14 protein-coding genes and 1 tRNA gene are annotated in these 23429 nt (G+C 34.8%); 3 read left to right on the top strand and 12 right to left on the bottom strand.

Translation table 11 applies throughout. The annotated features are described in order from the left end of the window. Nucleotides 1-142: 142 nt before the first annotated feature. Nucleotides 143-556 (top strand): hydroxyisourate hydrolase, encoded by a 414-nt coding sequence (uraH, locus tag ACED20_RS19010; RefSeq protein WP_294292474.1) that lies wholly within the window; start codon nucleotides 143-145, stop codon nucleotides 554-556. 490 nt (nucleotides 557-1046) lie between these two features. Here uraH and ACED20_RS19005 read toward each other — a convergent pair whose 3' ends face one another. The 9 genes from ACED20_RS19005 to ACED20_RS18965 form a co-directional block, all read right to left on the bottom strand. After that, nucleotides 1047-8006: an AAA domain-containing protein gene (locus ACED20_RS19005; protein ID WP_378106327.1), complete on the bottom strand. Its 6960-nt coding sequence runs from the start codon at nucleotides 8004-8006 to the stop codon at nucleotides 1047-1049. 368 nt (nucleotides 8007-8374) lie between these two features. Further along, entirely contained in the window at nucleotides 8375-9334 is a 960-nt protein-coding gene (locus ACED20_RS19000; RefSeq protein WP_378106326.1) for a hypothetical protein, read from the bottom strand. Next, nucleotides 9315-12626 (bottom strand): hypothetical protein, encoded by a 3312-nt coding sequence (locus tag ACED20_RS18995; RefSeq protein WP_378106325.1) that lies wholly within the window; start codon nucleotides 12624-12626, stop codon nucleotides 9315-9317. Before ACED20_RS18995 ends, ACED20_RS19000 begins: the two co-directional genes overlap by 20 nt. Then, complete coding sequence (locus ACED20_RS18990; RefSeq protein WP_378106323.1) at nucleotides 12619-13299, bottom strand: chromosome partition protein MukE; 681 nt, start codon at nucleotides 13297-13299, stop codon at nucleotides 12619-12621. The genes ACED20_RS18995 and ACED20_RS18990 overlap by 8 nt, the downstream gene beginning before the upstream one ends. Next, nucleotides 13269-14597, bottom strand: a complete 1329-nt coding sequence (locus tag ACED20_RS18985; RefSeq protein ID WP_378106321.1) for a hypothetical protein — start codon at nucleotides 14595-14597, stop codon at nucleotides 13269-13271. Before ACED20_RS18985 ends, ACED20_RS18990 begins: the two co-directional genes overlap by 31 nt. Before the next feature lie 126 nt (nucleotides 14598-14723). Next, nucleotides 14724-15482, bottom strand: coding sequence for a GGDEF domain-containing protein (locus tag ACED20_RS18980; RefSeq protein ID WP_378106319.1), 759 nt, complete (start codon nucleotides 15480-15482; stop codon nucleotides 14724-14726). A 56-nt stretch (nucleotides 15483-15538) separates the two neighbouring features. Next, on the bottom strand, nucleotides 15539-16612 hold the full coding sequence (locus tag ACED20_RS18975; protein ID WP_378106317.1) for a CBASS cGAMP-activated phospholipase: 1074 nt from the start codon (nucleotides 16610-16612) through the stop codon (nucleotides 15539-15541). A 51-nt stretch (nucleotides 16613-16663) separates the two neighbouring features. After that, nucleotides 16664-17104, bottom strand: a complete 441-nt coding sequence (locus ACED20_RS18970; RefSeq protein ID WP_378106315.1) for a hypothetical protein — start codon at nucleotides 17102-17104, stop codon at nucleotides 16664-16666. After that, nucleotides 17088-18371, bottom strand: a complete 1284-nt coding sequence (locus ACED20_RS18965) for a nucleotidyltransferase (protein ID WP_378106313.1) — start codon at nucleotides 18369-18371, stop codon at nucleotides 17088-17090. The genes ACED20_RS18970 and ACED20_RS18965 overlap by 17 nt, the downstream gene beginning before the upstream one ends. Nucleotides 18372-19220: 849 nt before the next feature. Between ACED20_RS18965 and ACED20_RS18960 the strand changes: the two genes are divergently transcribed. Both ACED20_RS18960 and ACED20_RS18955 read left to right on the top strand, forming a co-directional pair. After that, nucleotides 19221-19784 carry a recombinase family protein gene (locus ACED20_RS18960; RefSeq protein WP_378106311.1) on the top strand — a complete coding sequence of 188 codons (564 nt, stop codon included), beginning with the start codon at nucleotides 19221-19223 and terminating at the stop codon, nucleotides 19782-19784. Nucleotides 19785-19838: 54 nt separating this feature from the next. Beyond that, entirely contained in the window at nucleotides 19839-20783 is a 945-nt protein-coding gene (locus tag ACED20_RS18955; RefSeq protein ID WP_378106309.1) for a recombinase family protein, read from the top strand. A 222-nt stretch (nucleotides 20784-21005) separates the two neighbouring features. Here the strand turns inward: ACED20_RS18955 and ACED20_RS18950 are convergent. From ACED20_RS18950 to ACED20_RS18940, 3 genes are all read right to left on the bottom strand, one after another. Continuing rightward, nucleotides 21006-21079: transfer RNA gene (locus ACED20_RS18950), tRNA-Arg, on the bottom strand. A 63-nt stretch (nucleotides 21080-21142) separates the two neighbouring features. After that, nucleotides 21143-22906, bottom strand: coding sequence for a TonB-dependent receptor (locus ACED20_RS18945; protein ID WP_378106307.1), 1764 nt, complete (start codon nucleotides 22904-22906; stop codon nucleotides 21143-21145). A 32-nt stretch (nucleotides 22907-22938) separates the two neighbouring features. Next, nucleotides 22939-23427 carry a hypothetical protein gene (locus ACED20_RS18940; RefSeq protein ID WP_378106306.1) on the bottom strand — a complete coding sequence of 163 codons (489 nt, stop codon included), beginning with the start codon at nucleotides 23425-23427 and terminating at the stop codon, nucleotides 22939-22941. Between the last annotated feature and the right edge of the window lie 2 nt (nucleotides 23428-23429).

Here is a 23429-nt window from a genome sequence, read left to right as displayed (position 1 = left end):
TGAATGTAATTTTTTGGAATAGTATTTTCAAAGTTAAGGTTATTAATTTTCAATGCCCGGAGATCCTTAATTCGTCCTTCAAACAGCGAAAAAATCGGATAATGGACTTAGAATAGTTTAAAATTTAAAAATCGAAATATCAATGAAATCAGTTATTGTTACTCTTCTCTTCATGCTTCTGTCAACAGGCTTTTCTGCACAGAAACACACTTTTCAACTGTCAACACATATCCTGGATGTATCCAGGGGTATGCCTGCGGCAGGCATCAGCATAAAACTGGAAAAGTACAATGCAGAGTCGAAGCTCTGGACTTTTGTAGACGAAAAGAAGACAGATTCAAACGGCAGAATCCCGGATTTCCTGCCAGCAGAAAAAGGAAATGCCAATACGGGTATTTTTAAATTAATCTATTATACGAACGATTATTTCAAGAAAGACAGGATCGAAAGCTTTTATCCGTTCATCGAAGTTGTTTTTGAGATAAAAGACCAGAACCATTACCATGTTCCTATCACACTTTCAGCATACGGCTATTCTACGTATCGGGGAAGTTAATATCTGGGAATTAAAATCAGATTTTTATTCAATCCAAAATGTTAACGAAACCAAGAAATATTGCCTGATTTATCTTTAAAGATGATGTGAAATAAAATTTGCGCAACAAAATCTAACGGGTTTTAAAAAACTATTAGGTTATATACTGATCGGATTTACTGATTTGAAGCAGATCTGTTTAGTACTTATTACGAACAATTCAAAGGATGAAATATAAAAACAAAAAAAGCTTCTTTTTAAAGAAGCTTTTTTGTGATCCAAACAGGACTATCTTCGAACATTTTTATACAAGATTTACTAAGATTTAATTCCCTTAATAATAGTTTTAAAGATATATTTTAGTTGTGATACAGAATCTACTTATCTATTGGAATTTTCCAATTTTTATAATAAGGGGATTTCATAACCGTATTTCTAATTAACTGTTCCATCTATTATTTGTTCCGAGAGATAAATGCATAACAACCTTTAATATACTCGTGTAGGTTGTTTAATTGTGATCTTCGCCTGACAATTTTCTCAGTTGAATGTCAACTGCGCTTGGATTAGCTTTTATAAAATATTTCTTTTCTAATTGTCCAAAAACATTAATGGTATCATGGCCAGTTATATAACTATTATTATATATAAAGTCATCTTCTTTAAAAAGAATACTTTCAATCTCAGAAGCCTTTTTTATAAGTGGGATTTCATAGTTATTTCGATAGCTGTTTTTAATTCTATTAATGAATGTATTGTTAGATATTTCGGAAAAAGGGTGTAATACAACTAGATAGTCTTTAGCACGGCTAATAGCTACGTTGTAGATATATTCCTTTGATAATAAACTTTTTGGATGGCCTGTGTAATAATAATTATTTGGATTGGAAATAAAGAAAACCAAGTCACACTCATCCCCCTGAAAACCATGCACGGTATCTGCATAGATTTTTATTTTTTCTGAGATACCAAAAGAGGCGATAAGTTTATTCATCATTACCGCTTGAGCTTTATAGGGAGCTATAAGCCCAAGTGACCATGAATCATCTTCACTGAGTGCAGCATCAAAAAATTTAATGATTTCACTTACCAAGATAGCGCTATAGATATGATATGAGCTATAGAATAGTTGTCTAATCTTATAAACGGAATCTTCGTTATTTAATGGAATATCAATAAATAGCACATTATTGCTAATCAATTTTTGAAGTCCAGAAGGCAAGTCCTTAGGTTTATTTTCTGTTTTTTCTCTATAGTGTTGCAATAAACCTCCATACGATAATTCACTGAATAACTTACCAATTTTACCGATGCTTCTATATTGCATATTCAAATTTTGAATAGAATCACCGTTTCTCAATGATTGCTTATCTTTATTAAAACTTCTAATGTTCATCATTGAATAAACATTTTCATCCTGAATATCCAATTCCTCAAGTTCTTTATCATTTACATCAACTACAGGAGGAATTTGTTTAGGGTCTCCGGCTATAATGAATTTTACGTTAGGGCTGAACCTGGATATTGCCATTGTCGCAAATACCAAATACGGTAGATTTATCATTGAGGCCTCATCAAATATCACGTAATCCCAATGCTCTTCGAGTTTGAATAATATAATCTCATTGTTTAACTCCTCCGTAAATACTGTGGTATAAGGCAAACGATGAATCGTCATTGCGAGAACGTCTGATGATCTAAGGACAGAATCATTCACAGAAGATTGATAAACTTCGGTATCCAAATCTTCTAATTCGGGATCAGTAGGTCTTCCGATGCGTGTAATGGTTAAATTTCCATTGTTCTCAATCAATTTTTTCAACCTTTTACCTACTTTATCATTTGGATCGTTAGATGGCATCAGAAGTTTCTTAGATAGAACATCAGCTGCTTTGTTGGTGGGAGTCAAAAAGAGTATTTTAGTTTTTGAATTTTCTTCTTTTATATCTATTATTCTTTCACAAAGGGTGGTAGTTTTTCCTGTTCCAGGAGGACCATAGATAAAATGTAGCGAAGGCAAGCTTTCGCTTATTTGGTCCCACCTTTCTAAATTATTCTCATTTGCGAATGCACTTCTTAGCTCTTTTAATAAATCAATTTGAGGAACAAATGTTATTTCAGCCTGAAAAACAGCATCCAGGTTTTCTGTTATATCATTAGGAATGCCTTTTGGACAGAAAATCAACAGATCCTGACCTTGCTTTTGAGCCCCTTCTACTATTACGTCTACTCTTTTGTAATTATTCATTGTAATTGACAATGAAAAGTCACTGGCTTCCTCTATGGAGTCACTGACATAAGAACTCGCACCACTCAACAGAAAGTATTTACCCGAGATCAGATGATTTACGATCTGACGTTTTATGGATTCGAAACGGATGGTTTTCTGTTTATCGTTATCTGACGTATTATTACTAAAAGTAAGTAGGTAATCTAAATAAGAGATAAACCAATCGTAGGAATATTTTGCATTTTGTCTTATGTTATCTATTAAATTGTTACGCTCTTGCTTTAAGTTCTGTGCTTTAAAAGCGTCTTGTAATGCTTGTAGGTGTTCGCTATTTACATCATCTATATTCGCAGCATTATAGGCATTGTAAATACTCGCCAGCATTGCATCTCTTCTGGAAATCAGATCCTCAATTAAGGCAGTTATTGAACTTTCTGATTCTTCTAATGCTGATTTTAACCCTTCCAAGTAAATACTCTTAGGATAAAAAATTGTTGTCAGTTCACCATCGTCTACAATATGAAAATTACCATCTGCAATTGTTCCAATGCGTATTCCTTTCCCTTCATCCGAATCAAAAAGTTTAAATTTTAATTCATCCTGCTTTATAAGTATAATCTTATGATGTTTGCTCCAATTATGGTAAAAGGGCTCATCATGTTCCTCTGTATTTGTTGGAGTAAATTCTCGGTTAAACTTAAATTGATCGGTTAGGTCATTAAGCTTCTGTATGGACAGTAATTCTGATTTAATGATGTAGTAGCTAGAATAAACGTGATTCAAATTATTCTGATCGTTTTGTTTCAGCTTTGAATGAAGCTCATCTTCTATCTGCCAAATTTTGGTATCGGAAAAGTTTATAACTTTAAATGAAATACTATCATTATGTACCAGCAAAGGACATTCAACATCGCTTTCAGTTAGGTGCGTTATAATACGCTCAAGCATCAAAATTCTAAAATTATCTTTACCAATATCATATATTATTGGTTGATTATTCAAAGAGTTAAAATTACCACATAGTCCTTTAAGTGTATTGAGTAAGATAGTATCATTAAATTTTAGTGGGTCAACTTCCTCTGGAAACGTTTCTGTGTCTTTCAAAAGATAGTTTCGTAGCGGTTCGAGAAATCTGTCTTTTACAAAAACTCCAATGCTTCTTAAAAATTCTTGCTTCGATTTTTCATCCTTGCACCATTTTAAAAAATCATCGGGTAATATTTCACTTTCAATGTGTTTTCCATTCAATACATAGTGCGATGGATTTATACCCAGGATACCTTTCCATTCGGCATCTTTTTTATAATCTCTTGTTGCAGAGGATATTCCTTTCCAACCATCATACAGATAGTTCAACTTATCTAAAAGCTTGCTATCTGGACTTAAAATCTCAGGATCTATTCCTTTAAAAAACAAAAATTTGGAAGCTATAATATCATCTTCATTTTCGCTATAGTTGAATACTTCAAAATCTCCTAAGGAAAATACAGATTGTAAATCGACGTATTGTGCATTTAATAGATGGGTTTCATGTATATGCGCTTCATTTTCCGTAGAAAATATAACTCTTTGCCCCTTCAGAAAATACCATTTGTTATCATGGCATTTTACTGCGAACTTTTTCAAATCAGAAGAAGCATACTTATTAGACAGTAATACAAAAGCTAGCTGATGAGAGTTGGTAATTGGTAATGCGTCCTTCAGCAAGTTTAATGATTTGAGAACGTTTTCAAATCGATTAATCAGATCGTTAGTAATGCCAACGCTTGAAATCTTAAATAATTTATGTGCTTTAGTAGAGCTAATTAAACTTCTATTTAATGCTTCATCGTGAAAATGTTGAACAAGATTTATAATCTGTGAATTTTCCAGATCTAAGATTTGAGATTGAGAAAGATAAATGACCTTATCGCCTCTTTTGACTTCTATGGCATCTTGCGCACTTTCTATTTCTCCAACATTAACTTCCTGTTCACCATTGTATATTATTAGTTTTTGTTGTAAGGCTTGAAAAATGTCAGTTTCCAAGGTATCTTCAATAACAGCATCTATGAGTTTTAAATACAATTCGTTCTGGTGTTCGTCCTTCCAAAGCGCATCTAATCTCAAATAGGTCAAAGAATTTAATAGTTGCTTTTTATCTTCCTTTCGTTCATTCAATACTAGTTCAATTAAATCCAGTTCTTGCTCCATTGTTTCTTCCGAAAACAGGTCAACTAATCGTTCTATCAAGACAGTACCTGACATTTTGATTGCCCCAGCTTTAACTTGGATGATGGTAGGAATTAATATAAACTCTTCCGAATGATACCTTCCTATATAATCTACGATACGCCTATCCGAAGCATAATACTGTTTTAATTTTGATCCATAGTTAATCGAATAGCTGGTTCCATCATACGATATCGTATTGTGCTCGAAAAAATCTATATCACAAACAATACAGAAAAGCAATAAATCATTAACGTCGTTAATTGATATATTTTCAACGTCAATGGATAAATTTGCTAAAATACTAGAATAAGAAAGTGGTGTATTATCCAAATGCTTTATGAGAATACTGTCTGGTATCTGAAGTCCGTAAATTTTGAATGCAATATCTTGCACCTTTGAAAAGGACTCCTCAGATAATGTTGCGAGAATGCTTTTATAGAAAATATTATCAGATTTGACTACATGCCCTTTAAACAGGATCAGGTCCTGGTTCGACAATGAATGCTGTTGTTTTTCTGACCAACTACTTTCGTTAAATAGCGAGATAATATCTTCAAATATACTGGTAACCTCTTTGCGATTATTCCCTATCAAGTTTAATATATCTTCCCAATAGGGGTAGACAATTTGTTCATATATAAACTTCCTGTCATCCAATAGATATGCTTTAACCTGTTCATCATATTCCTTACTAGAAATGGCGAAAAGGTTGAGCCAATTACCAGGCTGGGGTGATAATAACGATTTAAAGACAATGGGTTTCCCTAAATTATTCTCAAACAATTTAAGTTCCCTTATCCGTTCATTTACATTATCAGTATTAAAGGTTCTAAAGGCATTAAATATTTTTAATTTTTCGTCTTTACGGATTTTTGTCAATTTTTGATCTTCTACCGACTGGCTGAATAACTTAGTAAGCTCAGTGTATCCACTATGCTTGGAAGATTGTAATAAAAACGTTCTGTATTTTTCAACGAATTCGAATTCTTTCAAATCCAATTCTGTTGTGATCAAACCAACCTTCTGTAAAATATCCTTTATAGTACCTAATGTGTTATGTAAGAGAAAATAACCATTGCGTTCTTTTTCTAAAAATTCAGAAATAGAAAGTAATTCACCATTCGAAAATCTTAATAGTTTTAATCGTACTAACTGTGGTTTTATACCGTCAATTAAAGCTTTATCCGGTGTAATTGACGACAGCTCGCTTAATACAAGTTTTATTCTATCCTCATTTCCACCTAGCCAATTATTTATTTGGTCTTCAATCCCTACGATTTCGAGTAAATCAAAAATGGTGTAGTTTTTAATTCCCAGTTTCTCAATTCCTTTTAAGATGATGTTTACACTTTCCTCATTCCAATAAAACCAATTTACGTCTTGTAATCCCCAAACATCTGGATCAATATCAATTTCTGTTTTCTTAATAAACACAACATGATTGTCAGAAACAGTTTTATAGTTATTATCAATAATATTGTTGCATATAGGAATATACTGTTTTAATCGATCATTTACCGGGGCTATGTATGGTGTTTCAATCCATAGCCTAGGTTGACTGTTGCTTTTCCCTGATGTTAATAACGATGCATAAAAATGCAGAAACAACGATTTGTCATCTGGATTTTCGGATTGAGAAAGCTCTTTTAGTTGCTCATCTATTTTGTTAACGAGAACCTTTAGCAGGCGTTCGTTAATACCATCTTCCTTAGTATTGCCTTTATGTAAAAAGGTTCTTGAACTGCCTTTATAAAAAGCATTGGAGTGAAGTATATAATTGAAATTATGAACCTCTTCCGATAAGGGAAAATATAAATATAGATTTGGAGCTCCTTTAAAATACTCACCAATTTCATAATGTTTTCTAAATCCGAACAGTGCTTCAATGTCAGCCTCGTCTGTCATTTTTCGTTGTTGTTCGTTGCTCAAATCTTTATACCGCTCTATTCCAAACCTGATATAAGCATAGGTGTCATTATCCTTTTCTTTTGAAATATTTAGTTTTATATATTGAAGTTCAGGATATGTTATAGGCTCATTGTCATTTAATTGGACTGTATGTAACAACTTTTCTTTTTGTTCTTCATCGGTTGCAGTTTCCTTTAAAATAGCTAAAGAAAATTTTACACCTTCTTTTAGATTTACTTCTGCCAGCTCTTCTTCTTTGCCCTTACCTAGTTTAATAAAGAATAAGGCTCCCTCATTATAATTGTCCTTATTTAAAATATGCTGGTATTTTTTAACCCAACGAGAAAGAACATGGTATTCCTCATCACTGAATGGATTACCTTTAGCTGGTTGACCGTCTGCCATCTTTGGTAGTTCTTCAACAAGCCTGTTCTCAGGAAGGCAGGGGAAACAGGTAATAAGAATTTTAAACAACCAGGGATGGTGGTCTATTATTTCAAAATTGCGGTTGGCTTTAGCATTATAAATGAATGGTTCTGGTTCAACTGCTTCTTCATTGGCCAGTTGTTCAATTTCATAATTCTTCCAGCTAAAAAGGATTGGCCCAGATTGTTCGTTAATTAATTCCTGCAACCCATTATCTTTACCCACTAAACGGTGTGCGAGCTTAAAACCAATACCAAATTTACCTATAGTCTGACTATCATTACTTTTGGTAGATGAACCTACATTAAGAATAGAACGAACGCTATCCAGATTAAACATTTTACCATTATTAGCAACAAGCACATAATGGTTCCCGTCTAACTCATCTTCTCCCCAAACCATTGCATAATGTGTACTTCCTGCATCCACTGCATTTTGCAAAAATTCATATACAGCCTGACCGTCCTTGGCCATATCCAGGAAACTTTGTAGGAAATTTTCAATTCCGGCTTCGGCTCTTCCGTACCCTTCCTTGTCACCATGGTATATTTCAAACCAGCCAAATTCTACTTCATTAGAATCTGACGTACTTAAAAAGTTACCGATAAAGTTTTCATTACGATCTTCTAATCTTAAACGACGTACTTCGTTTTTATAAAAACTACGATATTCCTGAATATTCTTTATTTTCATAAGCTATGCTTTTATTGGTGATTAATGGGATCATAAAGTTTGCGATTGTATTAAATACCATTGTGATTAGTAATTTTATGTTGGGTTCAAATAACTTTCCAGTTATAAATTTTAATCTCTGCTTAAAGGCTGTAAATATTCTTTTGATTGTGCTATAGAATGTAAGAATCAATAAGCTCACGCTTTTTATCGTAAAAGGCTGTTAGTTTATTAATCAAGTTTCAATATCTATAACTGAAACTTTGATTTTCTTTGACAATGGTACAGGCATAGGTTTATGCGTTATTAGTAATCCTTTAATCGAAAAGTCGTTAATAGCATTATACCTTAAGCAATCTATAAGTCCGTTAGATAATCATGCACTTCGTCTAAACTGAATTATAATACAACATATCTCTAAAAACGATTGACTCCTCTTCAATCCATAAATCCTCTTTGATAAGTTTTATGATCAATTCGTTTTCGTTATGAGAAAACACCTCTCTGTTAAGGCCTGAGAAAGGAACTTTATAATTCCATCTGCTTTTATGCATAAAAGAATCCGAAGGAAGATATTGATGTGGTGTTGGCGGAGTTAAAAGTTTGATGTCAACGCCACGGCTATTTAGTTTGCTTTTAATTCCTTGAAATATTTTCAATCCATGAAAATCCCAGTCGCAACTGTAATAGATAGGATATACAAGTTCTATTTCATCAATATCTTCCAAAATTGCGATGTTATTTCCGCCAACATGCCATAGTTTAACTTCAAATTCTTTAGCATTCCAGGGCTGCTTGAGGAAGGATTTATTTTCACAGAGTATGATGGCTTTGGGATTAGGATAATCGACAACCAATCTGTATTGCAAATCTTTTGATGTTTGTGGAAATTCATCTATTTCCAGGATTTTCAATACTGCATTGCGAACGCTACTCCTAAATTTCAAATATTTTGAACCCGCATAGTCGAAAATCTTACCTGAAAAGTCCTCTATGTTAGTAAGATTACCTCTGAGTTCATCTCTACTTTCGTAAATGACCATCAGCGTACGGATATCTTCCTCGGTGAAGTTTTTACCTCCGTCTGGTCTAATACCCACTTGATTAAGAAAATTATAATAATAGTGATAAGCCGGTTGAAAATTATCTTCGTAATACTCTTCATAGCCATCGCCTGCAACCAAAACATTACTATTGCCTTTCTTTTGAGCAATAAGTTCTGTTTGTGTCATTAAGTAACGGATATAATCTATCTGCTGAATTTTTGCTGTTGTTTTCTTTTTTTCATACAGATCATTCAACGCTTTTAATACAGGCCATGTAAAATCCTTACTCTGTAATTTCTTCAAAGATTTCATTGATGTTTTGTGTTAATTGTCCTCTATGAAAAATCCCTAATGGCGGCACATAGCTCGAGCCATTAGCATCTTTATTATCGTGCATGATGTAGATATATTGTCCTTTTTCATTAATATCACCTGCAGTTTCGATTGACATGGTAACGATTTGGTACTGTTCCTTTTTTGCTAGTTTATGTAACATTTCGTAGTTACTTCCCAAACCTTCTGCTTCATCGATTGGCATAATCCGTATTCCCGTGCGGTCTTCATCTTCAATGAGCGATAGTCTGGCAAGGCAGAGCAGTGCATTGGCGGTATAAGTTTGTCCATTGCTTCCTGAGTTTTTTTGCCCGTCTTGCTTGATTTCAAAAAGTAGTTCAAAATAGGAGCGTGGGTTGAGCAGGTCGTTTACGGTGGCTTCTCTTCTTCCGTTTGCTTCACGGAATACACTAATCATGATATCATCAATGTCTTGTTTGTTGTTTGTTGCAAATAGGCCTGTCTCTTGCAGTTCGTTCGTTAGGCGTTTTCTGAAAACTTTCATCCAGTCGTCTGGATATCCAGTAGCTGGTGCATGTTGCAGTGTCGCATAATTGGCTCCTGTAATTTTATTTTTTGACAGGTAGTCGCTTATTTTCTGGACCTTAGTCAGATATCCGTTGTAAACCGTAATTAATTCTTGAAAAATATTGTGTAGAATTTCTATTTTTCTGGAGCCGATACGTTGCAAATCGTTTGTGAGTTCCGTAAGCCTCTTTTCTATCTGTTCCCCAATAAGTTCTTCCTGTATTTGTTGCGTAGGGAAAACGGTTGGTAATAGTTTGTTGGCTAGCACACCAACTGAATAGTCCTTTAAAATGGTCTTGTCTTCTATCTCATCAGAAGCAGCGTCATAGGTAGCTTTGAACTTGCTATAAGCATCCGTACTTGGTGTTTCTGTTGGCGGTTGTTCTATTTTTATAAAATCCTGCCCGGCAATAAAATCACGATGGTGTTCTGCTGCAAATTTTATCTTTGCTTCATCGAGTTTTAAAATACCGGTATTGTGGCTTGTTTGGTATTGTTCAAATCGTGTTTTAGCTCTTGCGTTTTCTGTATCAATAGCATTATGCATTTCGTACAGCCTATTAATAGGCGGATTGGTTTTAAACAAATCATCCTCGATTTTATGAATTTTTGTAAGTGCTATTCCTTCGGCTGTGATGAGATTTTCTAAATCTGTTTCAAAATCTCGAAACTGGGTTTCTTCTGTCTCAGCTAGCTGGTCAAAGTCTGTTGAACCATATTGTTTGGTCATATATCTTTCAACCTCATCAATTTTTGTTTGATTATCCTTATTCTGCTGCCTGCTGTAGCTAAACTTAGCAAAGGCCATATCATGCGCTTCATGACGACTTTTATAAGTTTCCAGATGTTGTTCGGCGTCTTGAAAAATGGACAGTTGTCTTTCCAGCTCTGTAGGGGTAAGTTCTGCAATTTCATCAATTTTGGTAAATAGTTCCTTCTCACTGGTTTTGTAAAGCGAAATTGCTTTTTCTAATGCAGGGTAGCTTCCTAGTTTTTCATTTAGATTTTGTAGGTTTTGTTGTTGTTCTTTTAGTTGTTGAAGTTGTTGCTTAAGGTCTTCATTTGGTTCTACACCCAGTTTGATCTGGTCAGCAGGTACGTTCAGATGTTGTGTGCGTACATAGGTTATAAACTCGTGAATACCATTTAATTCCAACCAGAATCCATTGTTGCTTGCTTTGAAAGTAAGCGGTTCTTTAAAAAGTCTTTCAGGAAAGGGGAGGTAGCGTTCTGTAGGCGGATTCGGCGCCGTTCGCGACAGGGGTTGAAAATGGATAAGCAGGCTTTCTTGCTCAAGCGTAAGCGGTAAATCGAGCTGTTCTATTGCCCAGTGGGCTAGTGAAGCAGGATTGTCCAAATCTGAAAAAATAAGTTGGGTGTCCAGCTTGCTGATGGCTTCTTCAAAGTTCTTAAATTCTTGCAAAGTCAATTTTCCTGCGGTTGCATAGTCATTGTACCAGTCAGATTGTTCAAATTGCTGCTGCAGTTTGTTTTCTATAAGAAATTTTTCGAATGCTTTTAGGTTTTCTGCGTCTGTTATTTTGGAGCGTTCAGCCTTATGCCATCGCCTGATAGCATCTGCATCTTGTCGGTCTTCGGAAAGCCAGCTGTTTACTTTATCTATGCTGTCTTTGTATTTGGTGCTTTCATTCAGCAGTTTTTTGGCTTGTTGCCATTCTCTTTCAAATTTTTCTTTTTCCTGCTCTGTATTTTTGTTATTGTTTTTTAATTGGGAAAGGATTTGATGGTGGTTTTTAATGTCGGATAGTTTAACATTAGCCAATTTTTTTTGGCTCAGGAGCCTTTTGATCCGGGTAGTTTGATAGTCTTGTATAGATTGCGCAAGTTTTGCACCAATAATCTCGGTTTCTCGATACCAGAAACTGACGTTTTCCAAACTGAATTGCTTTTTCAATTGACTGCAAGTGTTGAAATCACGCAGCACATTCTCTATTTTTTGTTCCTTACTTCTTATGGTAGCTATTTCGTCCAGTAGGCGGTGGTGTTGCTGCTGGTCTACATTAATATTTTGTACTTCTTCTCGATATTTATCAACAAGCTGTTTGTGGTCGCTGTCTCCAAATAAGAATGTTTTGAGAACATCTGAATCGGTAAAGAAGCCTTTTCCTCTGGAGAAGGCCCGGATAATTGCTGCATAGCTTTTCAGGCTTTGATGGTTTTGGCTAAGGTCTACAGCGAGTATGCCGTTGTTAAAAAGGAGATAGTGGTATTTTTTATTGCTTACTCCTTTAAGAAAACCTTTTTCCGAAAATTTTTTTTCCAGATTTTCCAGTGTTTCTATTTGTTCATCCAGCAGCAGATCTCTGTAAAATATGGGTTCATCCATGGGCAGGAGCGTTTCGTCGAAATCGTAGCCGGCCTGTATAATGAAAAATTGCATCTGGGTACTTGTAGTGTCCAGGTAGCCTCCCAAGGTAATGTATTTGCAGGGTTGTATTTCGATGTTGATAAAAATATAGCCTCGTCCGTATTTGCTCCCACTATTTTTGAGTACAAGGCCACTTGTATCTCTATTGCTTACGCCTTCTGTTCCGGATTTGAATACACGCGAACCTACTAAAAGCAGTTGGATAAAGTCGGCAATCAGGCTCTTGCCACTTCCGCTTTCGCCACTAAAATCGGTACGAAAGTTATTAAAGCGGTAGTCGCAGTTGAAGTGCTGCCTGATGTTGAGGGTTGATAAACTATAGATCTTGGGTTGAAATTTAGCCATGTTCTTTTCGTTTTATGATTTCATCAATCGTTTCTATCTGCGGATAATAAATTCTTCTTAGTCTTTCAAACGAGGGTTGGTAGGTGAAGTAGTCACTGTCGTTTGTATCTCTGGCGATCCAGCCCAGCTGTTCAAATTCGGAAAAGGCTTTATATACCAGATTTTTTAGTTTCTCTTCATTCATGTCTGATCCTGCGTCAATTTCAATGGATGATACGACACGTTGTATCTTGTTGAGGAGTTCATCATATTCCTGATAGAGCAGGTTGATGAAGTCGGATATTTTAGCGAGCTCGATGTTGCCGTCGAGTTTATAGATTTTGAAAAAAATAAGGCCTATAAGGATATATTCCGATTTGAGGTACGATCGGTATTGGTTGTCGGTGGGGATTTTGCCTCGCGAACCTTCATGAAAATCGATATAGAAATAGGTGTTCCATCCTTCGCCTTCCTTTTTAAGAAGCATTTCAAAGAAATCGTCATAGTAGGCTTGCAGGCTTCGGTAATGTTTATCCAAAAAGGCGTAAAGCGAAACGGGTTTTGGAAAATCGCGCTGTATATGCATCCCTGATTTCAGGAGATAGTCTAACTTGGCGAAGGTATTCTTAGCTGTTTTGTCAAGCATAAACGCATAACGAGCGTTTAGGTCTTTTTCAGTATCGTCATATTCCATAGTGAAAGATTTAGATAGTGTGGGTCGTGATATTCGTTTTGGTCTACCGTGATTTCATATTGCCAGCTATTGCATTGTTTTACCAGTCTTTGGGCTGTTCTTACAGCTATGTTCAGGTTGTAATGTTCGTGGTTGAGGATGTTAAAAAAGAAGGGCGAAAAATCGAGTTTCCCTTCCCTGTCTATCTGGTCCAGGGCTTCTGTTGCCCAATATTGTATTCTTTTTTTAATTTCGAGCTTTTCTATGTTTTTAGCCATCATTTCCTTAGTCTGTTCAACATCTACTGATCTTAAAGCAGGAGGAATGGGAGCTTTTCTGGCAAAATCTCTTTCGGTAAGGATATAAAAACGGGGTACGGACTCTAAACCCCTGATGCTAAAAGATTCGATTTCATCGGGGAAAATCAACCTTTTTTGTTGGTTGTTCTCTCGGATATAGGAGGCATTATCCAGCAGATAATGAAGAAATTTATCTGTTTTTCTGTCAAGCTCTCTTTGGTTAAATTCGAAGATAAATTCCCGTATGCGGGGCTTTATTCTATCTATGCGGGTGCTTACCTGGTCTAAATGATTACGTACATTTTGGTTGTATTGCAGTACAAGGTTGATACTATCCAAAAGTTCAAAGTTAGCAGTATCTTTAAGCATGTCCTGCAGTAGATCATCAATGTCATAGGTGATCTGAAATCCAGTGGTAAGTTCATGTACGTGCTTTTTGATGTTGTCTAATCCTGTGCTGATGGTTTCAATTACTTGGATGATATTGGCTTGAGGCTGTTTGATTTGAAATCGGAAATCGTCTACCGACTCGCTTACTTGTTGATCGAGTATTTCTATTTGCTGGGCCAGTTCGGTGCTTCTGATATTGAAATGATCGTCCATCCAAATCAACAGTTCGGTTGGACTTTTTTCAAGACTTGCTCTTAGGGTTTCTAATAAGTGTTTGAAAAGCCTCTCTATTTTAGCTGGATGGTAGCTTTCAGAGAGGCGTTTAAAAACTTTCTGGCAGAATTCATCTCCGTAGTTTTTAAATCCGTATACTTTTCTTTTCCTGTCACGCCATAAAAAAAATTCTTGCAGGCGCAGGATAATATTGTTGTTTCGGTTGTTTTCGTCCCTTTGGTTTGGCCCATCCAAATCACTGAGCACTTTGGTAATCACTTGTATGATCTGTTCTTCTGTAAATTCTTGCTTTTGGTATTTTTGATACAGGGCAAGAAGGATCAGCCCATCTTTTTTGTTGGGGATGAGCTGATAGTAGCGTGGTTTTGCTTCAGAATACAAATCGATTTCTTTCATATTATAGTTCAGATAAAAAAAATAGACTAATAGTAATTGCCGCAACAGCTGGAGTGTTTTGTCGTTTTTGTAGAAGGAGTATGCTTTCTTGTTAAATTGATTTAATAACATTTAATCTTGTTATTATCATAAAATTGACTTTGTATTATTTTTTTTAGGGATCTTTTTTGCTTCGTTTAAAGCCATAATTACTCTATTTGTAAATGAATTATAGTCATCTTCTTTTTTTAATTCTGTGACCCCACAACTAACGGTTAGTTTAAAATTATCACCATCTACAGAAAACAAGCTTTTGTAGATTAATATCCTTTTTCTTTCAGCAGCTTGAATAGCTTGGCTTAAACTAGTTTCAGTTGTTACTACTAGAAATTCATCTCCCCTTTGAAAATATCGGAAAGTTTCATCAGTTGCTCGCTTATCGTTTCCGAGTAATTCTCCAATCTTTTTAAGCAATTGATCTGCTATGTTGTAGCCAGCTTCGGTATTTACTCTTTTAAAATCATCTATGTCCAATAAAATAAGTGACAGGGCCGCATTATTTTTCTTAGACTCAAGAATCTTTTGATTTAAATATTCAGCTAGAGCTTTATGATTTTTTAGTCCAGTAAGATCATCAGTAAAATTATCTCTGACAACAGCTTGAATTTTTTGTCTAAAAACATAATTAGTTACAAGAATTGTAAAGCCAATTAAGATAATTATTAAAATCGATAACCAATAAATTGACAGACTTATCTTGTAATAGATTAATTCTTTAAATAATGGAATCCATCTTGATGGCAGAAGTAAGATTAAAGATATAAATATCCACTTGATGACATCATAAATACCTTTTGATAAAAGATCATCTTTTAATTTCTTGAACGACTTATTAATGTAACTCATAAAAAAATTTGGTGCTATTAAACTTCATATTAAGATCCATAGAGTGCATTATAAGCCTAAACACTATTTAGATATTTATTGCCATTTCCAAAAAAATTAATAACCTGAGTCGCATTATTTTGAAATTCAATACTAGCTTTTTCCGCAAGCTTGCCCAGCTTACCTACATCTGTTTCGTCCATCTCTATTCCGCACGTTTCATCAAGTTCTGTGTCAATACGTATATAGTTGAAATTATCAACTTCTCGTCTATCAATACCATTTTTCAGGATACTAATCAAATTTTGAACCTGCTGAGACTGTCCCTGCATGAAAAGATCGATTAATCTTTTTTTTCCATCCTCTAGCATCCAATAATAAATCCCATACTTTATTCTGTGTTGCTTCTTCTTATCCAATCCTGCATCACAAAAACGTTGATGGCCGGTACCTATGGATAGCACAGATAGATCTGATAAGTCCAAACTGAAAGCCTTTTTTGCTTCGATTATTCCATTTAGTGTTGGATTATTAGCAAAAACACCCCCATCTACTTTATTTTTAAATGTTTTTTTCAATCCATTCAAATCTGTATATTCGGCAGAATAGGGATCAAAATATGTTGGAGCAGCTGAGGTTGCCAGAGCCGCTTGATAAGCAGGTATATGGTAATCTCTCACAAAAGCATCGTGATATTTGCTTTTTAAAACGGATGGCCTGCCTTCCATTAAGTCGTAGATAGGAATAGCCACATGGGTTTTACAGTGTTTTAATAAAGGGTCTTCACTATCTTGCCCATTATGATATTCTTTATATTTATCTCTGATCAGCTTTTCTAGTTGAGAACGATCGTGAGCAGAATATTTGAATCTTTTTAAAAATCCTTTTTTAGTACCGAAAATAGTATTAGCATTATTTAGATATAGATCATAAATCTCTTTTGCCGGAATTCCTAATGCTAAGGCAATAGCCATTATTCCACCGGTTGATGTACCGCAGATCAAATCGAAATTTTGATACACTTGCCATTTTTCAGCACCCTTAGCTTTAAGCTCGGTTTCAAAATTCGCTAAAAACATCGCAGGAAAAATACCTCGGATACCCCCTCCATCGATAGATAGAATTTTGAACTTAGTTTCAACATTGGTCATATGCTCTTTTTTATAATTATTTGATATTAAAATAGTAAACCATAGAAATCATTATTTAATTTCACTTTTGTCTTTTTCATCGCTAGGATGAATTCCACCACCTGTCCAGTTACCAGTAATTAGCCATATTTCATAATGATATAACCATTCAATTGCCCAAGGCAATATTGTGCTAGCTATTGTTTTTTTATTTGTCCACTCTTTTGCATCGGGATAGTAGAGACACAATCTTTGTTTTTCATGATCATAAACATGCATCAGCCTGTTCTTTCCTTCTGGTAGTTTTAAATTTTCAGGTTGTAAAACAAATATTTTGGGAACGTCATTTTTCTTATATGAAATTTTAATTAGGTATTCGTCACCAATTGGCGATGATTTTAATTTCCCTTCCCAAATTAGACGGTCACCAATTATTTTAATGTCCCCGTAATTATAATCTCTTTTTAATGCAGCGTATTGTTGCATAATATTTAAACTAGGCTTCTTGATCATTACCAAAAAAATTGTGCGACTGCACTTTGGAAACAGAAGATAAACCTGTAGTTGCGGTACCCACTAATCCTAGTTTACGATCTATATTATTATTTCCAGCTTCTGTTAACATTCTCATCTTATTTCCAATAGCTGAAAATGTTCTCGTTACCGGTTCATTACCAAAAGACTTTTGTAATGATTCGGAGAGATTGATCCGATTAAAAGATGATTGAAATATTTTAAAATCAGTTTTTAATTGTTTTATCCAATCATTGAAAAAATCTTCTCTTTTTGATCCTAACAATGCCCATCTATCGGCAAAATTTTCTGCTTCATTTACTGGATTTGAAATCCATTTTATATATCTATTTGTCGCATAGTCATATCTATTGGCAATATGACTCTCCATATTATCGATAATATTTAATAAGGCATCTGCAATATTATCTTCACCATCATATGACTTTGCTGCCAAAGTTGTAATAATACATGAAATTGGCTTTTGCTTCTTATCTTCATCACTATAATCCTTAAACATTATATCACGATGCCTTTTTAGTAATTGTACAGCTCGTTGCAATGGTAATCTATCTTTTTGAAACTTTGGTGTAGGATTAACAGATTCGTTGAGTGAGAACATTTTTGTACGTTTTCCTTTAATATTATCTGCAATATTCATAAACCACTTTGCATATCCAAAAGGGTTGCTTTGAAGCCATTCTATAGGTTCAATTGAATAATCATATTCGGGCCTTTCATTATCTGTAATACTTAATACCAATTCTTGAATATCTTGATCTTTCAAATTGGAATAAGCTTTTTCAAGTATAATAGAATATCCATGTGTATTTATGGCAGGCAAAATATCCATATGGTATCGTTCGTTAGGTGAACTATTTTCCCTGTATTTTAAGGTCCAACATCTTCGACCTTCTTCATCCAAAATAGATTCATATTTTTTGTGTTTTATTAATTGATTTCCAACAATTTCTTTAACATCTTTTTGAGTCCAATCAGGTCTTTTACCATTCAATTCACATACAACATCCAAGTCCATATCGCCGTCAGGGTCTATTGTTTGGATCGTGGTTCCAATGATGAATGATCCTTGTGGAGAGACTACAGGCTTATACAATGCTAATTCAGAATCTTCCGTAGTAAGCCAATTGCCGACAGCTTTATAGCTACGAACAGCTGCGTCATGCTGTGTCTCTGTTATACTTAGGTTTTCACCTAATACATCTAAAATTTCCTCTAATTCGGTTTTTTGTTCTATTGCTAACATATATCACAAATGGGTTTAAAGATTCAACTTTACTAAATCCTAATTCAGCTGGATTTTTATTTTTTAATAATTTAGTTTTCCAAACCTAATTACCAATACATAGACCTCAGTCACCAGCTTGGTTTTTGGCGCTTCAAAATCTGACATCCGTTTCGTTATTACCTAGATTATCGCAGCCTCGCTAAATGCCAACTATCGTATGACTTTAAAACATATTCAATAAGAAATTCCTAAAATAGATGGCTCATTTTCTGGTCTACTACATGCAGGAATGACAAGAAACGATTTTACGGGTAATAATCTTATCGCAATAAGAGCTGAGAAAATTCAAAAAAAGACTTGCCAATTATAGTAAGCCAATAACGTAAAGCTTTTGCTTAAGCTTTTGATCAAGTTAAATGGAGATTGTCTATTTGGTTTATTCATGATGAGTCGTTATTAGTTGTTGCAATTTAATAATTAATTCGCAACCACAGATGAAATTTAAAAGTAATTTATAAGCTTTAATAAGATATTATGTCTGAACAATATATCTTTCAAAAATAGCGATATAATAAAATAATGGCTTACGGAAAACAGTAAGGTCACGTAATATATTTTTATATGAAGTATTTTCTATGAATGATAATTGATTTGAAAATCATAAGCATCTATTTTTTAAATTATATAAAACAAGATGGCTTTACGGAAAACAGTAAGGAAATGTCGTGTATTATTATAAAGGATGCCCTTATAGCTCCCGATTATTAATCTGCCCATTAAAATCCTTTAGTTTTTAAATAAATCAACAGGCTTTTCCGTTTTATCAACATAAGGCAATAATATTAAATCATTAAAAATCAATAGCTTATGCAACCTGCCTATGCCTACATAAGAGTCAGTACAGATGAACAGGCCATCAAAGGATATTCACAGCGAAGCCAGGTAGAGCGGATAAAAAATTACTGCGAGTACAATAATCTTACTATTACTGAAATTATCTTCGAAGATCATTCGGCAAAAACCTTTAACCGTCCTGAGTGGAAGAAATTGGTTACAAAACTTAAGCTCAGCAGAAACCAGCCCATACTCCTTTTAATTACCCATTGGGATCGTTTCAGCCGAAATATTACCGATGCATACAATATGCTGGAACAGCTTAAAATAATGAATGTTTCAATTCAGGCTATTGAGCAACCTATTGATTTTTCCATACCGGAAAGTAAAATTATGCTTGCTATATACCTGGCAACATCTGAAGTTGAAAATGACAAAAGAAGCCGGAATGTTAGCTTAGGAATGCAAAAAGCAAGATTGGAAGGCCGATATATGGGTAAAGCTCCAATTGGATATCGAAATAAAGTTACAGCGGATGGTCATAAATATATTGTACCACATGAGTCCGAGGCCATTATCATTAGGGAAGTATTTTAGACTATTATTCGTGAAAAGAATTTACCTCTTTCCGGTATATATAGACAAGCAATAATGAAAGGTCTAAAGTGTAGTTCGAATACTTTTTATGAAATGGTGCGAAATCCTGTCTATTGTGGGAGAATCAGAATCCTGAATAAAGATACTGCGGAAAGTAAAACGATAAAAGGCAATCATAATAGTGTAATTCCTTTACTATTGTTTGAGCAAGTACAACTAAAATTAAAAAAGCCAAAGCACCTAAATTCTATTATCAAAGAATCTATAAATGAAAATCTGATCTTAAGGGGAATATTTCAATGTCCTAATTGCGGAAAAACACTTACGGGTAGCGGTTCTAAAGGCAAAAGAAAAAAATATTACTACTACCATTGCACAAAAGGATGCGCATACAGATTAAGCGCTACATTGCTTAATCTTAATTTTTTGAAGTTTCTAAATAACCTTAAAGTCAATGAAGCTTTCCGGGAATCAGTTCGTAAAATATCAAATGATATAAATGCTAATGAACAAAAAGCTTACAATTATAAGAAAAATGAAATTGCGAGGGCTATGGAAAAAGTTGTTAACAGAAATTTAAATGCCCAGCAACTTTTTACCAGAGGGGAAATTGATTATGATGATTATAATCTGATTAAAAATAACTGTAAAACATCTCTAAAAAACTATACAAAACAACTACAGAATGAAGCTTTAAAGCTTATAACCGAAAAACAAACCCATAAACATTGCAGTTTTATTATTAATGATTTAGCAGATCTCTATGAATCTGCTAACGTCATCACCAAACAAAAGGTTATCAGACTATTTTTTCCGGAGAAGGTAATACTTGTTTCAGATCAGATTGAAGAATTGTTACCGGATAGAATTAAGGTTATATTAAGCATGTCTAAATTTAAACAGCAAAGGAGGGATCATAAAAATGATCAGGAAATGAATGACTTTATAAAAGAACTTATCTTTTTAAGTCATGATTTCAATTTTGAGAAATTGTATTAGGAGATAATTAATGGTGTTCGAATCCTGTCAGGTCGCTATAAAAATTTCCAGAAATTGTATCAAAAATCAAAGTATGATAGCTATTATTTTGGATTACAGATATTTATACTGCGTAGTATTAAAATCAATTAACAATCACAAATATTTCAAGATACTGATTAATAGATATTTAAAATAAAATGGCGTCATAAGGAAGCATTTGGCTTCTTATGACACCATTCGTGACCCCGGAGGGATTCGAACCCCCAACCGTTGGAGCCGAAATCCAATATTCTATCCAGTTGAACTACGGAGCCATTTTATAAATGATGATTGATAAATTATAAACGATATAATCACTCATCATTTATCAATTATATTTAGAACGTAATCTTCACACCTCCCAAAACCTGTGCACCGAGAACCTTATATCCTTTGTACGTCTGGTATTTTGAGCTCAGAAGATTATTTCCGAGTGCGAAAATACTAAAATTTTTGTGAATTTTATACTCTGCGGACAAATTTAAATCGGCATACCCCCCTACCTTATCGTTGGTGTTCTCCGTAGACCGGTACATCATCGGACTCCCAACTCCCTCAATCATAAAGGAATTCGTGGTTCTGTCGCTGGCAAAAAGCCCTTTAAAACCGAGCAATAATTTTTGATTAAGCATGGTATATTTTGCACCGATTGTTGCTGTAAGCAGCGGAACATTGTAAATATTTTCGTAGTTTTTAAGGTCAAACTTGGTAAATTTCACCTCTCCGTCAAGAATTAAGTTCGCCAGCGGGAAATACTGAAGGCTTCCTTTAATGTCGCTTACATTCCCTTCATCGTATACTGCAGAGAAAGTATTCGCATAGTCGTAAGCGGAACGGTTCAGGGTGTAATTGTTGTCGAAAATGCTGTTGCCTTTAAAGAACATGATGTCTCTCATTTTACCATAACCTGCAGAAACGTCATATTTAAACATATCATCGATATCTCCTCTTAATCCGACATAGAAATGGTATTTTGTTTCCGTAGGCCTTAAATACTGATCCGAAACGAGGAACGGGTTCTGCTGCAAAAGATCGGCGTAGGTATTGAGCTTCAATCCTCCGTCTACCCCACCGTAAAATTTAAACTGCTCGGCAGCTGCAACCTGAAACTCCGCTTCCGGGAACCAAAAGGCTTTATTGTTCTTCATCTGTTCCGCCATCAGGTCGTTGTTGTTCTTGCTGTTCAGGAACGAAAACTGAGAACCTAACCGTAGATAAGAATCCCCTTTTCGGAAAGTAACTTTCGGATTTAAATTGGTATTGAAGAAGTTCGATGCGTTTTTATCCCTGATCGTGAATTCGGTTTTCACCGTTTCCAGGCCAACGCCTAGATCGGCATTCAGATTGATTCCCGATTTTCCTATTTCCACACCATGCTTGGAGAAATTTGCCAACACGGAAGCCTGGTTTTCCTGGGCATCGAAATGGTCTTTTAAGAAAGAAGATTTAACGCGGACATCATTTAAAATTTCGTTGGAATAAAAATCGTAATATCCGTTTACCTTAAATTGATTTACTCTTTGGTCGAGATCCACATCGCCCGGACTTAAAGCATAAATTCCATAATAGTTGTAACTGTTTAAACCATATTCCGCATTCAGGTTGAATTTACCTTTGTCGCCGTAAGAATTCAGGTATGCCCCCAAAGTGGTGGAACTTTGCTTGGAATCCCAGTCGTATTCTTTTTTAAGACCTTGTGTGGAGAGGAAATGGGCATCTACGCCAACCTCAATTTTATTTTCCAGGGTTTTTGAAATATTCGCGTCACCCAGAATTTTCCCGTAGTTCCCCATTCCGAACTGGATGTAGTTATTCTGGACCGAACCTTCAAATTTCGGCGTCACATCCTGTCCCTGGATGGTGGACGTCTTGAAATCCGAAACGGCCGGCACATCGGTGATGGTATACTGTACCGGATTCTGGGATTTCTCTTCAGGAGGATAATTCTTAATCGTTTCCACCGACGTTTTCTTCTTTTCGATCTTCCGTACTTCCGGCTCCCTTTTCTTATTGAGAATCAGCTTTTCTTCTTTGATCTGGGAAAACGCCACCGACGAAACCCCTAAAAATAATATGGATAATATTTGAATTTTCTTGTTCATACTCTTAATTTTAATCACAAAGGATTGTCAATCTATTGAATACTGTTGTTTATTTTTTTAATTAATCCTCCGCCTAAAAAATCACGGAAGATTCCAATACTTTCATTTCTTGTATATAAATAATCATAAAAAGTTCCCTTGGATTTTTTACCATTATTCTGATAGTAACTTATAAAGTGATTTGGGTTAAACCTGAAATCATTGATTATCATATAAGAAGTATAAAAATTTACTCCTGTCTTGCATAAAGGGCCGTAAAAGTTACCTATCCATCTTCCACCAAAGCATATGAGCAATGACTCGCCAATATATGCTGTCAGCCAGGCTTCCAGAATTTCCATGTCATGTACCTTTATCTCCGAATAACATTCCAGAACTTTATCAATTTCAATTTCCAGGCTTTTTAATGAAAAATCAAGGTTAAATCCTTTTCTATTCATTATTTCAGCAAAATGCTTTGCACAAATCCCTGGACTCATCGGTTCAGAAACGGAATATTCATTAGGAAATTCCTCTCCCATAA

This window comes from Chryseobacterium sp. sg2396, from assembly GCF_042610505.1.
GTDB lineage: Bacteria > Bacteroidota > Bacteroidia > Flavobacteriales > Weeksellaceae > Chryseobacterium.
Note: the sequence above shows the minus strand (reverse complement) of the source record. Positions and strands in the feature narration are given on the sequence as shown.